Origin of the sequence: Halomonas sp. LES1 (assembly GCF_031846005.1) — a bacterium.
Lineage (GTDB): Bacteria > Pseudomonadota > Gammaproteobacteria > Pseudomonadales > Halomonadaceae > Halomonas.
This window is the reverse complement of record NZ_JAVRGC010000005.1, coordinates 113,399-128,905: the sequence shown is the minus strand read 5'-3', so window position 1 is coordinate 128,905 and position 15,507 is coordinate 113,399. Positions and strand designations below refer to the sequence as shown.

Here is a 15,507-nt window from a genome sequence, read left to right as displayed (position 1 = left end):
GTGGTGATTCAATGAGGCGTCAGTCCTGACGCTGCTCAGTCTTGACGTTGCATAGCCACGAAGGCCTTCTCGGCGGCATCCAGGGTGAACTGGATATCCTCCGGTGTATGGGCGCTGGACATGAAGCCCGCCTCGTAGGCCGACGGCGCGAGATAGACACCCTCGTCGAGCATCGCCGAGAAGAAACGGCGGAAGGCATCGGCATCACAGGCGGTGGCCTGGGCGAAGTTGTCGACTCGGCTCTGGCCGGTGAAGAAGAGGCCGAACATGCCCCCCGCACTCTGGGTGATCATCTCCACCCCTGCCGCGTCGGCACGCTCCTGCAGGCCGTGGCAGAGGGTATCGACCCGCTGTGCCAGGGCATCATGGAAGCCGGGCTCACGCAGCTTGCCGAGGAGTGCGATGCCCGCCGCCATGGCCAGCGGGTTGCCGGATAGCGTGCCCGCCTGATAGATGGAGCCCAGCGGCGAAATATTGGACATGAGGGCCTCGTTCCCGCCGAAGGCGCCCACCGGCATGCCACCGCCAACGATCTTGCCCAGGCAGGTCAGGTCGGGGCGCACGCCATAGTGCGCCTGGGCACCTCCCATGGCCACGCGGAACCCGGTCATCACCTCGTCGAAGATCAGCACGCTGTCGTGGGCGTTGCAGACTCGACGCAGGCACTCCAGGAAGCCGGGCTGCGGGGGAATGCAGTTCATATTGCCGGCCACCGGCTCGACGATGATGCAGGCCACCTGATCGCCGATCTCCTCGAAGCACTGCTCCACGGCCTCGACATCATTATAGGCCAGGGTGATGGTGTGCTCGGCCAGGGAAGCGGGAACCCCGGGAGAGCTGGGCTCGCCGTGGGTCAGTGCGCCCGAGCCGGCCTTGACCAGCAGGGAGTCGGAGTGACCGTGGTAGTTGCCCTCGAACTTGACGATCTTGTCGCGTCCGGTGACGCCACGTGCCAGACGGATCGCCGACATGGTGGCCTCGGTACCGGAGTTAACCATGCGTACCATCTCGATGGAGGGGATCATCTCGCAGATAAGATCCGCCATGGTGGTCTCGATGGCGGTGGGGGTCCCGAACGAGAGGCCGTTGTCGAGGCGGCTGCGCACCGCGCCCAGCACATCGGGGTCGGCATGTCCGGTGATCATCGGACCCCAGGAGCCCACGTAATCCACATAACGCTGGCCCTCGACATCGAACAGATAGGCTCCCTGGGCGCGCTCCATGAACACCGGCGGGCGATGCAGCCCCTTGAAGGCGCGCACCGGCGAGTTGACGCCCCCGGGAATATGCCGGCAGGCCTGAGCGAAAAGCTGAGCGGAGGTTGTCATATCGTATCTGTCCTCGAAGCTGTGGATAATTCTCTGGATAAGCTATTCACAGGGGGTGAAAAGGTGGCAAACGTCTTCAATTCCCCCATTCTCGATGCTCCGGCCGCCAAAGACCATCCCCCCATCAGGGAGAAGCGGGCGATCCGCGGTGCGTCGCCATCGGCAAGTGCCAGAGGCGACGCGGCAGCGCCTGGCCCGAGCCGGGTCGCCAACCGTGCGACAGGGCTTCCCAGGTGAAGGCCTGTGCCTGTTCACACGCCGCCACCAGCGACTCCCCAAGGGCTAGGCGCGTGGCCAGGAAGGCCGCCATGGTGCAGCCGGAGCCATGAAACTGCCCCGTCAGCCGCGGCCAGTTCCACTGACGACTCTGGTCAATGGCATGCAGTGTGTGTGTCACCCGATCCGCCGGTGCGCCGGGTACGGGGTCGTCTGTCCCGGTCACCAGTACCGCCTGACAGCCAAGATGCATCAGCGCCACGGCTCGCTCCGTGTCCTCGGCCAGTTGCGGCGACAGCCTCGTCAGCTCACCCCGGTTGGGGGTCAGGATATCCACCCGTGGCAGCAGCCGTTCCCGGTAGGCGTCGATCAGCTCGATTGTGGATAACTCTCTTCCCCCGCCGGCGCGCAGCACCGGATCGGCCACTACCGGCACCCCGGGGAAGCGTTCGAGAATATCGCTGACCGCATCCAGGGTAGCCAGATCGGCCACCAGGCCGAGCTTGATCGCCGCCACCTCGAACTCATCGAGGGCAGCGACACTGGCCCGCATGACATCGGGGTCGGCAGGCAACACCCTGGAGACATCCGTACAGGACTGAACGGTCAGGGCCGTGGGGACGGTAAGCGCCCAGCCGCCACCGGCGGCCACCGCCTCGGCGTCGGCTACCAGACCCGCGCCGCCGGTAGGGTCATGACCCGCCAGTACCAGCACCACCGGAAGATGGGGTTCGTGTGTCACGTTGTCTGCCATCAGAACGGCTTGAGCACGGCCAGGAAGATGATGATCAGCAGGGCGATCACCGGCAGCTCGTTGAACCAGCGAAAGAAGACATGACCACGCCGGCAGCGTGCCTCGGCAAACTGCTTCAAATAGATCAAACAGACATGGTGATAGCCGACCAGCAGTGCCACCAGCAGCAGCTTGGCATGGATCCACCCCTGAGTCAGCCAGCCGGGGTTGAGCACCAGCATGATGCCGCCGAACAGCAGCACGGCAATCATGGAGGGGGTCATGATGCCGCGATAGAGCTTGCGCTCCATGACCAGGAAGTGATCGATTGCCTGCTGCTCCCCCCGGTCACGCGCCTTGGCGTGGTAGACGTAGAGCCGGGGCAGATAGAACATGGCGGCAAACCAGGTCACCATGGCGATGAGATGCAGGGCCTTGAACCACAGATACATGGGAGTTCCTTGCGAGACCGATGAGGTGATGGGTGGCGTCAGCCACCGACGCGATAGAAGCGTTCGATGGCTCCGCGGGTGATGATACCGGAAATGCGCTTCTGCTTCGGCCGATGACCATGCTCGACATAGAGCGCATCGAGCATCGAGTCGTTGAGCTTGTTGAACGCCTCGGAGAGCGTGGCCTGCAACCCGATCGGGGCGAGCTCCAGGCGCTCGCCGGGTATCTCCAGCAGATCCACCAGGGGTGGTTCACTCCTGTCCCTGCTTCTCTCTTTCGGTGTTCCCTTCCTGCGACCCTGTCGATCGCCGGCCTCCTCGCCCTCGAGGGGTGAACCTGCATTCTCCTTCTCTTCCCGGGCGGTCTCTTCCTGGACAGTGAGCCAGCGAGCCAGATCCGCGGCCTTGAGCGCCAGTATCGGCTTCTCGTCACTGGAGCGCTCGATCAGGATCCACACCGGCTCCGATTTCAGCAGCGCCCGCGCCTTCTCATGGGTCACCATGCGCTGGGTACGCTCCAGCCGACGATCCATCACCGCCGGTACCGAGACCCGCGAGAGCGCCTGCATCAACGGCTGCTGAAGGGGGTGCAGCCCCTGGCGCTTCACGCTCAGGAAGAAGCCGCTACAGCGGCATAGCTGCCGCGCGGTCAGGCAGGAGATCACCACCGCGAGCATGCCTGGGAGGATGATATTGGGGTTGTGAGTCAGCTCGAGCAGCGCCATCAGCGCCGCCAGCGGCGCCTGCAGTACCGCCCCCATCATCGCCGCCATGCCCAGCATGGCGAACAGCGCCGGGTCGGATGCCTCGATGGGCAGAAGCCAGTGGCCCGCCATGCCACACAGCGCACCGGCTGCCCCACCGATCACCAGTACCGGCCCGATGATGCTGACCGGAATTCCGCAGGCCACGGTGCCGGCGGTAAGCAACAGCTTGCCGATCGCCACGGCGATCAGCACATCCACCGCCACCGAACCGCTGAGAGTGGCCTGCAGTGTGTCGTAGCCCATGCCCTGTACCTGGGGGTACCACCAGGCCACGACGGCCACGGCACCGCCTGCCATCAGGAAGCGCAGCGCCATGGGCAGAGGCTCCAGGCGATCCCCCAGCCGCGAGACCCTCACGAACAAGCCGGCGAGCAGGCCAATGACAAGGGCACTGACGATGATCCACGGCAGATCGAGCAGCGAGTTGAGATGCAGGTCGGGCACGAAGATCGCAGGGTCGGGGCCATAGACCATCTGAGCCACCACAGCGCCCATGGTGGAGGCCAGGATCACCGGCATGAAGCCGATGATGGTGTACTCCATCATCACCACTTCCATGGCGAAGATGACACCGGCAATCGGGGTATTGAAGGAGGCGGCGATACCGGCCGCCGTACCACAGGCGACCAGCACACGCAGGCTGTTATGGGGCAGTCGCAGGCGCTGGCCCAGGCCGCTGGAAGCGGCGGCCCCTAGGTGAATGGCCGGCCCCTCGCGACCGGCGGAGAGCCCCCCCAGCACCGAGATCAGGCCTACCACCCATTGGGTCAGCCAGTTACGCAGCGGAAAGCGTCCCTGATGGTAGGTCAGGCGGTCGATCACGTGAACGACCCCCACCTGACGGCCAGCCGGGGGAATCGACCACATCCACAACCCGATCAGCAGCGCCGCCCCCAGCGGCATCAGGCTGCGCAGCACCGGTGGAATGGGCTCGAAAGCCTCGGGACTGTCGGCGGGGAAGAGCCACAGTCCACCCAGCTCCAGCAGACTGCGAAACCCCACCATCAGCACGCCGGTCAGCACTCCCGCCACAACGCCCAGGACGCAGAGTTGCGGTAGGGCATCCACATTGGCAAGCTGGTGGCGAAAGCGCTCCAGTCCTTGGCCGACATTGAAGCGTGGCAAACGCGGCACGTCGTGGTTTCCTTTACGACTGAGTGACAACCTTCCGGTCTTTCACCTGTGTATCATACCCCAGCGGGGCGTTGACAGCCCGGCACCCATCAATCCAAGGAGGCTTACGTGATCAAGGTCGGAATCGTCGGCGGCACCGGGTATACCGGCGTCGAACTGCTCAGGCTGCTGGCCCAGCATCCCCAGGTGGAGATCGAGGCCATTACCTCACGCTCCGAGGCGGGCCAGTGCGTCACCGATCTCTATCCCAATCTGCGTGGTCACTATGACGACCTGACCTTCAGCGAACCCGATGTGAAGCGTCTCGGCGCCTGCGATGCCGTGTTCTTCGCCACTCCCCACGGCGTGGCCCACGCCCTGGCCGGTGAGCTGCTCGAGCAGGGCACTCGCGTCATCGATCTTTCCGCCGACTTCCGCCTGCGTGATGCCACGGAGTGGGCCGAGTGGTATGGCCAGCCCCATGGAGCACCGGCACTGCTCGACGAGGCGGTGTATGGCCTGCCCGAAGTCAATCGTGACAGGATTCGTGAGGCACGCCTGATCGCCGTACCCGGCTGCTATCCCACCGCCGTCCAGCTCGGCCTGCTGCCGCTGCTTGAGGCCGGCCTGATCGATGTGGAACGTATCATTGCCGACTGCAAGTCCGGTGTCACCGGTGCCGGCCGCGGCGCCAAGGTGCCCTCGCTGCTGGCCGAGGCCAGCGAATCCATGAAGGCCTACGGCGCCAGCGGCCATCGCCACCTGCCGGAAATCCGCCAGGGCCTGGGCGATGCCGCGGGCCGGGCGGTAGGATTGACCTTCGTGCCCCATCTGACGCCGATGATTCGCGGTATCCACGCCACCCTCTACGGCCGCCTCACCGGCAGTCACGACGACCTGCAGGGGCTGTTCGAACAACGCTTCGCCAACGAGCCCTTCGTCGATGTGATGCCGCCGGGTAGCCACCCGGAGACCCGCAGCGTCAAGGGTGCCAACCTCTGCCGACTCGCCCTGCACCGCCCCGGCGACGGCGATACCGTGGTCGTGCTCTCGGTGATCGACAACCTCGTCAAGGGCGCCTCGGGCCAGGCGATCCACAACCTCAACCTGATGTTCGGCTTCGACGAGAACGCCGGGCTTGCCGCCCCCGCGCTGATGCCCTGATCCCTTCCCGCTTTCCCGGCAGAGGTTGACCAGAGCTATCGCAGATAACTTGACAGCTCGGTAGCTCGGGGCTGATCTGGCGACAAGCCCCGGAGCGCCGGACCGACGAGGAGGCGCTGTGAACCCTTCTCTGGGCGCTACCGACGCCTTCCCTGGCGTAGGACCTCCCCTTCGGCTTGTCCCCAGCGCCCCTTGGCTCCGGTAACTGCGATAGTCCTGAGAAGTTGACCCTTTTGCTGGGGTTTGCGGATAATGATCGGTCACACTTCCATCCCCTGGAGTCCACCATGAGCGAAGCCGAATCCTTCGTCCCCACGCCTCTGATGCTGTCCGACAGCGCACGGGCCCGGCTGCGCGCGCTGATCGCGGAACAGGGCAACAGCGAGCTGAAGCTACGCGTCTACGTCACCGGTGGCGGCTGCTCGGGCTTCCAGTATGGCTTCGACTTCGCCGACGACATCGCCGACGACGATACCGTCATTGCGTTCGGTGACGTGGCGCTGGTGGTCGACCCTCTCTCCTACCAGTATCTGGTGGGCTCCACCGTCGACTACGAGGAGGGGCTGGCCGGCGCTCGCTTCCTGGTTCAGAACCCCAACGCCAGCACCACCTGTGGCTGTGGAGCCTCCTTCATGGTGTAACACCGCTCCGCTGGTGTGGAGCGTGAGATTCCCCAACTTGACGCTCTGTCGGAATCTCGCCAAGGTTGACACGGCGAGTCCCACAGAAAAGTCCCAAGAACAGGGGAACCCCATGAAGAATAGCACTACGGCTTCACCCTTCCTGAAACAGACCCTTATGGCCAGCGCCCTGGCGCTGGGCAGTGGTCTGGCCGGCTCCGCCCTGGCCCAGGACGCCACCGTCAACGTGGTCACCGACCCCAGTTTCGTTCCCTTCGAGATGCTGGATACCGAGACCGGTGAGATGGTCGGCTTCGATATGGATATCATCCATGAAGTGGCCGAGCGCGCCGGCTTCGAGGTCAACCTGACCACCATGGAGTTCAACGGCATCATTCCGGCGATCCAGACCGGCAGCCAGGAGATCGCCATCGCCGGTGTGACCATCACCGAAGAGCGCGCCGAGATCGTCGACTTCTCCGACCCCTACTACGACTCCGGCCTGCGCATCATGGTGCGTGCGGATAACGACGAGGTGGAGAGCCTGGAGGATCTCGAAGGCCTGACCGTGGCCACCAAGATTGGCTCCACCAGCTATGACTTCCTCCAGGAAAAGCTGGGCGACAGCGCCGAGATCACGCCCTATCCGGGCACTTCCGACATGTACATGGCGCTGCTCGGCCGCAATGTCGATGCCACCTTCTACGATGCGCCCAACGTCGGCTACTTCGCCCAGACCCGCGGCGAGGGACGTACCAAGGTGGTCGGCCCCCTCTACGAGGGGCAGCAGTATGGCATCGTCTTCCACAAGGGCAGCGAGTGGGTAGAGCCGGTCAACGAGGCACTGGCCGCGATGCAGGAAGATGGCACCTACGACGAGATCTACACCAAGTGGTTCGGCGAGGCGCCCAGCGACGACTGAGGCGGCTCCCCCTCCCGATATCGTCGCCCTAGGGCGACGCGAGTATCCGCGGGGCCGGGCGGCATGACCACCCGGCCCCGTGTCGTTTAACACTCCCGGAGAACTTCTCGTGGACGTGACCTTTCAATTCGACTGGGCGGCCGCCTTCAGCTCGATACCACACCTGTTGCCGGGCGTTCCCTGGACGCTGCTGATCTCCTTCGGCGGTCTCGCCATCGGCTTCGTGATCGGCATCGTCTTCGGCCTTATGCGCATCAGCCCGGTCGTCTGGCTGCGCCTGCCCGCCATCTTCTATATCGAAGTGTTTCGGGGCACCCCGATCCTGGTGCAGGTACTGTTCATCTTCTACGGCCTGCCGCAGATTCTCGGTGAACCGATCAACGCCCTGACCGCCGGCATTGCCGCCATCGCCGTCAACTCCGGTGCCTACATCTCCGAGGTGGTTCGTGGTGGCGTGCAGTCCATCGAACGTGGCCAGCGCGAAGCCTCACTCTCCCTTGGGCTGTCGCGTACCCAGGCATTCCGTTACGTGATCTGGCCTCAGGCCCTGCGTCGCATGATCCCGCCACTAGGCAACCAGGCGATCATCAGCATCAAGGATACCTCGCTGTTCTCCGTGATCGGGGTCGGCGAGCTGGTGCGACAGGGCCAGATCTATATCGCCACCACCTTCACCGCCATGGAGGTCTACCTGATGGTGGCAATGCTCTATCTGGCCATCACCTGGACCCTGTCGATCCTGCTGCGCCAGCTCGAGCGTCGCGGCCTGGTCGGCCAGTGACGGGGTTAACAAAGAGCAAGTGAGGGCCAACACATGACCCAGAAAGAGAAGACGACCTCCGCCATCGTACGCATGGAGAAGGTCAACAAGCACTTCGGCAATCTGCACGTTCTGAAGGAGATCGACCTGGAGGTCATGCCCGGTGAGGTGGTGGTGATCATCGGCGCCAGTGGCTCCGGAAAGTCGACCCTGATTCGCTGCATCAATGGCCTGGAGGAGTTTCAGGATGGCCATATCGATGTGGACGGCAACGAGCTCACTCCCCACGGCAAGAGCGGCCGCGCGCTGCAGAGGATCCGCACGGAGGTGGGCATGGTGTTCCAGCAGTTCAACCTCTTTCCCCATCTGAGCGTGCGCGACAACGTCACCCTGGCCCCCATGAAGGTGCGTGGCTGGAGCGAGGAGGACGCGGTGGAAACCGCCGAACGTCTGCTCGAGCGCGTCGGGATCGCCGATCAGTCCGAGAAGTATCCGACCCAGCTCTCCGGTGGCCAGCAACAGCGAATTGCCCTGGCCAGGGCACTGGCCATGGAACCACGGCTGATGCTGTTCGACGAGCCGACTTCCGCACTCGACCCCGAGATGATCGGCGAGGTGCTCGACGCCATGCGTGAGCTGGCCAGGGAAGGCATGACCATGATCATCGTCACCCATGAGATGGGGTTCGCTCGGGAAGTCGCCGATCGGGTCATCTATGTCCACAAGGGTGAGATCGCCGAGGTGGCGCCCCCCGAGAAGATCTTCGATAGCCCGAACGATGAGCGTACCCGCAGCTTCCTCTCGCGGGTGCTCAAGCACTGAGACTGTCCTGTCTATAAGAGCTGTTCGAGAGTCCTGCCCCCCGAGGAAAGGAAAAATGGCCCAGCCGCATCGCGGCTGGGCCATTTTTTTGGCTGTGGACAGAATTTCTTCTGATCTCCTGAATTTCGGCTGCAGGGCCCGCGCCTGAGGGGTTCGTGGATAACTGCGGCGGTTGTTCACAGGCGCGGGCACAAGCCAGGTAGCCGACGGTGGAAAAGCGGTGAGGGGTTGCCGTTGTGGACAAGCCGGCACTCCATCCACAGGCTTTCCGCCGCTCATCCGCAGGCTGTCAGCCCCTTCTCCTCGCCGTGGTCAACAATGCAAGTCACTAATCAGAAAGGAGAGGAATTGGTTATCCACAGATATTGTCCACACAAGTAGTTACAACCATTACAGAACTTCTTTATTTATATACTGATATTAATTAATAGTCGGTAAGGAGAAAAACACACCGGCGACCAGGGTGTGGAAAACCCTGACGATTACCCACAGGAGGTTTATACTGGCGGGCTGATTTCATCCCTAGTTCGCAAGACAGGCGCCATGGCGCCAATGAGGTGCACCTTGGATTACCCCGACCGCTTCGACGTCATCGTCATCGGCGGCGGCCATGCGGGAACCGAAGCCGCCCTGGCCGCTGCTCGCATGGGCTCTCGAACCCTGCTGCTGACCCACAACATCGAGACCCTCGGGCAGATGTCCTGCAATCCGGCCATCGGGGGCATCGGCAAGAGCCATCTGGTCAAGGAGATCGATGCACTGGGCGGAGCCATGGCACAGGCCACCGACCTGGGAGGCATCCAGTTCCGCGTGCTGAATGCCCGCAAGGGGCCTGCCGTGCGGGCGACCCGTGCCCAGGCCGACCGAGTGCGCTACAAGGCCGCCATTCGTGGCCTGCTGGAGAACCAGCCGAACCTGACGCTGTTCCAGCAGGCCGCCGGTGACCTGATCGTCGATAACGACCAGGTACGCGGTGTGGTCACCGAGACCGGTATTCGTTTTCACGGCGAAACCGTGGTGCTGTGCACCGGTACCTTCCTCGGTGGCGTCATCCATATCGGACTCGACAGCACCCACGGAGGCCGTGCCGGTGATCCGCCCTCGAACCGCCTGGCCGATCGTCTGCGTGCCCTGCCGTTCCGGGTCGATCGTCTCAAGACCGGCACCCCCCCACGCCTCGATGCGCGCAGCCTGGACTTCTCCCAGCTGGAGGAGCAGCCCGGTGATTCGCCCACCCCGGTAATGTCGTTCATGGGCAGCCGTGACCAGCACCCCCGCCAGGTAAGCTGTCATATTGCCCATACCAACGAGCGCAGCCACGAGATCATCCATGCCAACCTCGATCGCTCGCCGATGTACTCCGGGACGATCGAGGGGGTCGGTCCACGCTACTGCCCCTCCATCGAGGACAAGGTCCACCGTTTCGCCGACAAGGCAAGCCATCAGGTCTTCATCGAGCCCGAGGGGCTCGATACCCATGAGCTCTACCCCAATGGCATCTCGACCTCACTGCCCTTCGATGTGCAGCTGCAGGTCGTCCGCTCCATGAAGGGGCTCGAGAATGCCCATATCACCCGGCCCGGCTACGCCATCGAGTACGACTTCTTCGACCCGCGTGACCTCAGGCATTCGCTGGAGACCCGGTTCATCTCCAACCTGTTCTTCGCCGGGCAGATCAATGGCACCACCGGCTACGAGGAGGCCGGTGCCCAGGGACTGCTGGCGGGTCTCAATGCCGCCCGCCGTGCACAGGGGCTCGATACCTGGTGCCCCGGACGCGACGAGGCCTATCTCGGCGTGCTGGTGGATGACCTGATCACGCTCGGCACCCGGGAGCCCTACCGGATGTTCACCTCCCGCGCCGAGTACCGCCTGCTGCTTCGCGAAGACAACGCCGACCTCCGTCTCACCGAGATGGGCCGCAAGCTCGGACTGGTGGATGACGTACGCTGGGCGGCCTTCAGCGAGAAGCGCGAGGCCATCGAGCGTGAAAGCGCCCGGCTCAAGGCCAGCTGGGTCCAGCCCGACAGTGCCGCGGCGGGTATCATCACCGAGAGGACCGGCAAGGCGCTGACCCGGGAGTACAGCCTGATGGACCTGCTCAAGCGTCCCGAACTCGGCTATGGCGATGTGGCGGGACTTCCGGGCATCGAGGGTCAGGCGGTGAGCGACGAGGCAGTGGCCGAGCAGGTGCAGATCCAGGCCAAGTACCAGGGGTATATCGACCGCCAGCGCGACGAGATCGCCAAGCTGAAGCGCCACGAGGCGACGCCGTTGCCCGCTGATCTCGACTACACCCGGGTCGATGGGCTGTCGCATGAGATTCGTCAGAAGCTGGAGGAGGCGCGTCCCGAGACGCTTGCCCAGGCCTCGCGGATCTCCGGCATCACGCCCGCAGCGATATCGATCCTGCTGATTCACCTCAAGAAGCGTCGACTCCTCGATGATCACAAGGTGGCCAACGCATGATGGAGTCACAGGGCATGGTGGAGACGAGACTCGACGAGGGGCTCAAGCAGCTGGAGATCAGCGTCGATCCCGAGCAGCGTCGCCAGCTGCTCGCGCTGGTCGGGTTGTTGCACAAGTGGAACCGCGCCTATAACCTCACCGCGATACGCTCGGCCGAGGAGATGGTCTCGCGCCACCTGCTGGACAGCGCCGCGGTGCTGCCCTACGTGAGCGGGCGAACACTGCTGGACGTGGGCGCCGGGCCGGGCTTTCCCGGGTTGGTGCTGGCGATCCTCAGGCCTGACCTCGAGGTAACCCTGCTCGACAGCAACGGCAAGAAGGTTCGCTTCCAGCGTCAGGCGGCGATGGAGCTGGGGCTCACGAATGTAACGCCGGAACAGGCGCGGATAGAGGCCTTCGAGGAGCGCTATGACCAGGTGATCTCCCGAGCGTTCGCCAGTCTTGGCGACTTCGTCGCGCTGACCCGTGAGCGAGTGGTGGCCGGTGGCCAATGGCTGGCCATGAAGGGGCCCTCCGTGGATGAGGAGCTGGCCGAGCTGCCGGCTGAGATCATCCCGGTGGCCCATCACCGCCTCGAGGTGCCCTTTGATGTCGGCACTCGCCTGCTGGTGGTGCTAGAGCGCCGGACACAAGCCCCGGCACCCTGACAACCCGCGTTTCCCCGCAACGGAGTTGCCCGTGACCAAGATCATCGCCCTGACCAACCAGAAAGGTGGCGTCGGCAAGACCACCACCGCGGTCAATCTCGCCGCCAGCCTGGCGGCCCTGGATCGCCGTGTGCTGCTGGTCGATCTCGACCCTCAGGGCCATGCGACCATGGGCAGTGGCATCGACAAGCATGACCTGGATGGCAGCGTGCTCGAGGTGTTGCTCGGCGAGCGTGATGCCACCGGGGTGATCCTCGACTGTCCCGAGGCGGGCTATGCCTTACTGCCGGGCAACGGTGACCTGACCGCCGCCGAGGTCGCCCTGCTGGACAGAGAGGCGGGACGCGAGCGCTGCCTGGAGAACGCCCTGTCGGCAGTGGCAGACGAGTATGACGTGGTGCTGATCGACTGCCCCCCGTCGCTCAACATGCTGACCGTCAATGGCCTGACAGCGGCCCATGGGGTGCTGATACCGCTGCAGTGCGAGTTCTACGCCCTGGAGGGGCTCTCCGCGCTGCTCGACACCGTGGAGCAGATCAAGGACAGCGTGAACCCCGGGCTCGAGATCTTCGGCATCCTGCGTACCATGTTCGATGCCCGTAACAGCCTGACCCGCGACATCACCAAGCAGCTGCGCGACTACTTCGGCGAGACCCTGCTCAAGGCCACCATTCCCCGCAACGTGCGGGTCGCCGAGGCGCCCAGCCATGGCCTGCCGGTGACCAAGTATGCGCGCTTCTCGCGGGGGAGCCAGGCCCACCGGGTGCTGGCCAAGGAACTGATTCGGCGCCTGTCGCTGTAACTCCTGTTGTGCAACATCAGTGATGAGGGAAAGTCGATGACGCGTAAACGCGCCCTGGGACGCGGCCTGGATGCCCTGATCGGTGGTAATGCCCGCCGCCGCGAGAGCCTCGACCTGCCCGAGGTGGAACTTGATGACGATGAGGTGTCGAGCAACCCTGCCACCGAGCCGGAACCGGTCGAGCGTCTCGAGCGGCTGCCGCTAGGCCAGCTTTCCCGCGGCAAGTACCAGCCACGCCGCGATATTCAGCCCGAGGCGCTGGAGGAGCTGGCCGACTCGATTCGAGCCCAAGGGGTGATGCAGCCCATCGTGGTGCGCCCCGTGTCCCAGGACCGCTACGAGATCATTGCCGGGGAGCGCCGCTGGCGTGCCGCCCAGCTGGCCGAACTCGATGTCATTCCCGCGGTGGTTCGCGAGGTAAGCGACGAGGTCGCGCTGGCCCTGGCGCTGATCGAAAATATCCAGCGCGAGAACCTCAACCCGGTCGAGGAGGCCATGGCCCTCAAGCGGCTGCTGGAGGAGTTCGAGCTTACCCAGCAGCAGGTGGCCGACGCGGTGGGCAAGTCCCGCACCCAGGTCACCAACCTGCTGCGGCTGCTGGCCCTCGACCCCGAGGTGCAGACCCTGCTGGAGCGTGGCGACCTCGACATGGGTCATGCACGTGCCCTGCTGGTCCTGCCGGCTGCCAAGCAGCGCAAGGCCGCCCACGAGGTGGTCAATCAGGACCTGACCGTGCGCGCGACCGAGGCACTGGTGAGGCGGCTTGCCGAGGGACAGCCCGGCAAGGCCGAGCCGGCACCGCCCAGCCCGGACGTCACCCGACTGGAGACTCGTCTGGGCGAGCTCCTCGGCGCCCCGGTGAAGATCCAGCATGGCCGTGGCGGCAAGGGCCGAGTGACCATCCGCTACTCGAGTCTCGATGAGCTGGATGGGATCCTCGAGCACATTCGCTAGCCGTTGTGGCATGATGCACGTCAGGTTGTCGACAACTTTTGCACCTTTGGTCGAAAAATGACCGAAAATCACGGGGAAAGCCTGCCACCTCAGTTGAAGCGCCGGCGGGGCTTCCCTATAATCCGCGGTGATTTTGGCCTTGTGCCAGGCTCGACCCAAGGATCCGGCGAGAAAACGATGAGATATCCCGTGACTCGCCGGCACAATCTGGGCTGGCGTCTACTGCGACTGGAAGCCCTGGTGATGTTCGCCCTGGTCGCCGCAGCGGCCCTGCTGGGAGGCGTCGAGGTGGGGCTATCGGCCCTCTCGGGGGCCCTGGTCGGCCTGCTGCCCCAGGCGTTCTTCGTCTGGCGAAGCAGCCTGGCGCGAGGCGGCAGACAGGCACATCGGTTCGTGATGAACCTTTACCGTGCCGAAGCGGGCAAGTTCGGTTTGACGGTGGCACTGCTGGCGATGGTCTTCGTGGCAGTGCCCCCCTCAAACCCGATTTCTTTCTTCAGCGCATACGTGGCGACCCATCTCATGCCCTGGCTGGCAGCATGGCTAAGGCGCGAGCGGTCGACCCCTTAACCGAGGTGATCTTCGCATGGCAGCAGGCAGTGATAACGCGGCGGCTAACTATATACAGCACCACCTCCAGAACCTGACCTTCGGCCACCACCCCGAGAACGGCTGGTCCCTGGCACACAGTGCCGAGGAGGCCAGCGAGATGGGGTTCTGGGCCATCCATCTGGATACCATGGGCTGGTCCATCGCCATGGGGGTGCTGTTCATCTGGCTGTTCCGCAAGGCCGGCAAGGCGGCGACGACCGGTGTTCCCGGGCCGCTGCAGAACCTGGTGGAAGTGGTCTTCGAGTTTATCGAACTCACCGTGCGTGGCGCCTTCCACGGCCGCAACCCGGTGATCGCGCCCCTGGCACTGACGTTGTTCGTCTGGATCTTCCTGATGAACGCCCTCAAGCTGGTCCCGATCGACTTCGCGCCCGGAGTGTTCGCCCGCCTCGGCATCGACTACATGAAGCTCGTGCCGACCACCGACCCCAATGCCACCCTGGGCATGGCCATCGGTGTCTTCGGTCTGATCATCTACTACAGCATCAAGGTCAAGGGTGCAGGCGGCTTCGCCAAGGAGCTGTCGCTGACCCCCTTCAACCACTGGTCACTGATTCCCTTCAACCTGGTGATGGAAATCATCGGTCTGCTGGTCAAGCCGCTGAGCCTTGGCCTGCGTCTGTTCGGCAACATGTTTGCCGGTGAGGTGATCTTCATCCTGATCGCCCTGCTGCCCTTCTGGGTGTCCTGGACCCTGAGTGTGCCCTGGGCCATCTTCCATATCCTGATCATCACCCTGCAGGCCTTTATCTTTACCGTGCTGACTGTCGTCTATCTGAGCCAGGCACACGAGCACCACTGAAGTCGAACCCCTTGCAACACCCTTAACCTTCAACCCTAAACCCTTAACCCTAAACTACTCTCAATCAGGAGCATTACCATGGAACTCGTCTATATCGCTGCCTCCCTCATGATCGGCCTGGGCGCTCTGGGTACCGGCATCGGCTTCGCCATCCTGGGCGGCAAGCTGCTCGAGTCTACCGCTCGTCAGCCGGAGCTGGGCGACCAGCTGCAGACCAAGACCTTCCTGATGGCGGGCCTGCTCGACGCCGTGCCGATGATCGGCGTGGGTATCGCGATGTACCTGATCTTCGTCGTTGCCGGTTAATGCATGACAGCACCGAGC

General features: G+C 63.9%; 16 protein-coding genes. 12 read left to right on the top strand and 4 right to left on the bottom strand.

Going from position 1 to position 15,507, the window contains the following annotated elements; genetic code table 11:
- Positions 1-35 precede the first annotated feature (35 nt).
- From hemL to RM463_RS12330, 4 genes are all read right to left on the bottom strand, one after another.
- On the bottom strand, positions 36-1,328 hold the full coding sequence (gene hemL / locus RM463_RS12345) for a glutamate-1-semialdehyde 2,1-aminomutase (protein ID WP_195688677.1): 1,293 nt from the start codon (positions 1,326-1,328) through the stop codon (positions 36-38).
- Positions 1,329-1,452: 124 nt separating this feature from the next.
- Entirely contained in the window at positions 1,453-2,298 is an 846-nt protein-coding gene (locus tag RM463_RS12340) for a hydroxymethylpyrimidine/phosphomethylpyrimidine kinase (protein WP_195688676.1), read from the bottom strand.
- Positions 2,298-2,729 carry a protoporphyrinogen oxidase HemJ gene (gene hemJ, locus RM463_RS12335; protein ID WP_195688675.1) on the bottom strand — a complete coding sequence of 144 codons (432 nt, stop codon included), beginning with the start codon at positions 2,727-2,729 and terminating at the stop codon, positions 2,298-2,300. The genes RM463_RS12340 and hemJ overlap by 1 nt, the downstream gene beginning before the upstream one ends.
- A gap of 38 nt (positions 2,730-2,767) precedes the next feature.
- Positions 2,768-4,630: a chloride channel protein gene (locus RM463_RS12330; RefSeq protein ID WP_195688674.1), complete on the bottom strand. Its 1,863-nt coding sequence runs from the start codon at positions 4,628-4,630 to the stop codon at positions 2,768-2,770.
- Positions 4,631-4,738: 108 nt separating this feature from the next.
- On the opposite strand from RM463_RS12330, the gene argC reads away from it, so the two are divergent.
- From argC to atpE, 12 genes are all read left to right on the top strand, one after another.
- Positions 4,739-5,773 carry an N-acetyl-gamma-glutamyl-phosphate reductase gene (gene argC / locus RM463_RS12325; RefSeq protein ID WP_195688673.1) on the top strand — a complete coding sequence of 345 codons (1,035 nt, stop codon included), beginning with the start codon at positions 4,739-4,741 and terminating at the stop codon, positions 5,771-5,773.
- A gap of 287 nt (positions 5,774-6,060) precedes the next feature.
- Positions 6,061-6,414: an iron-sulfur cluster insertion protein ErpA gene (gene erpA / locus RM463_RS12320; protein ID WP_132043384.1), complete on the top strand. Its 354-nt coding sequence runs from the start codon at positions 6,061-6,063 to the stop codon at positions 6,412-6,414.
- Between the two features lie 112 nt (positions 6,415-6,526).
- Positions 6,527-7,315, top strand: a complete 789-nt coding sequence (locus tag RM463_RS12315; protein ID WP_311430183.1) for a transporter substrate-binding domain-containing protein — start codon at positions 6,527-6,529, stop codon at positions 7,313-7,315.
- A 109-nt stretch (positions 7,316-7,424) separates the two neighbouring features.
- Entirely contained in the window at positions 7,425-8,096 is a 672-nt protein-coding gene (locus RM463_RS12310; protein ID WP_195688670.1) for an amino acid ABC transporter permease, read from the top strand.
- A gap of 33 nt (positions 8,097-8,129) precedes the next feature.
- Positions 8,130-8,897, top strand: a complete 768-nt coding sequence (locus tag RM463_RS12305; protein WP_311430182.1) for an amino acid ABC transporter ATP-binding protein — start codon at positions 8,130-8,132, stop codon at positions 8,895-8,897.
- A 564-nt stretch (positions 8,898-9,461) separates the two neighbouring features.
- The gene (gene mnmG, locus RM463_RS12300; RefSeq protein ID WP_311430181.1) at positions 9,462-11,366 is read left to right on the top strand and encodes a tRNA uridine-5-carboxymethylaminomethyl(34) synthesis enzyme MnmG; all 1,905 of its coding nucleotides are present in this window, start codon (positions 9,462-9,464) and stop codon (positions 11,364-11,366) included.
- Entirely contained in the window at positions 11,363-12,013 is a 651-nt protein-coding gene (gene rsmG, locus RM463_RS12295; RefSeq protein ID WP_195688667.1) for a 16S rRNA (guanine(527)-N(7))-methyltransferase RsmG, read from the top strand. The genes mnmG and rsmG overlap by 4 nt, the downstream gene beginning before the upstream one ends.
- A 31-nt stretch (positions 12,014-12,044) precedes the next feature.
- Positions 12,045-12,815 (top strand): ParA family protein, encoded by a 771-nt coding sequence (locus RM463_RS12290; RefSeq protein WP_195688666.1) that lies wholly within the window; start codon positions 12,045-12,047, stop codon positions 12,813-12,815.
- Positions 12,816-12,851: 36 nt separating this feature from the next.
- Positions 12,852-13,769, top strand: a complete 918-nt coding sequence (locus RM463_RS12285) for a ParB/RepB/Spo0J family partition protein (protein WP_311430180.1) — start codon at positions 12,852-12,854, stop codon at positions 13,767-13,769.
- A gap of 189 nt (positions 13,770-13,958) precedes the next feature.
- Positions 13,959-14,339 (top strand): ATP synthase subunit I, encoded by a 381-nt coding sequence (locus tag RM463_RS12280; RefSeq protein ID WP_311430179.1) that lies wholly within the window; start codon positions 13,959-13,961, stop codon positions 14,337-14,339.
- 16 nt (positions 14,340-14,355) lie between these two features.
- Complete coding sequence (gene atpB, locus RM463_RS12275; protein ID WP_195688663.1) at positions 14,356-15,183, top strand: F0F1 ATP synthase subunit A; 828 nt, start codon at positions 14,356-14,358, stop codon at positions 15,181-15,183.
- Positions 15,184-15,261: 78 nt separating this feature from the next.
- On the top strand, positions 15,262-15,489 hold the full coding sequence (atpE, locus tag RM463_RS12270) for a F0F1 ATP synthase subunit C (protein WP_023006402.1): 228 nt from the start codon (positions 15,262-15,264) through the stop codon (positions 15,487-15,489).
- The last annotated feature ends 18 nt before the right edge of the window (positions 15,490-15,507 follow it).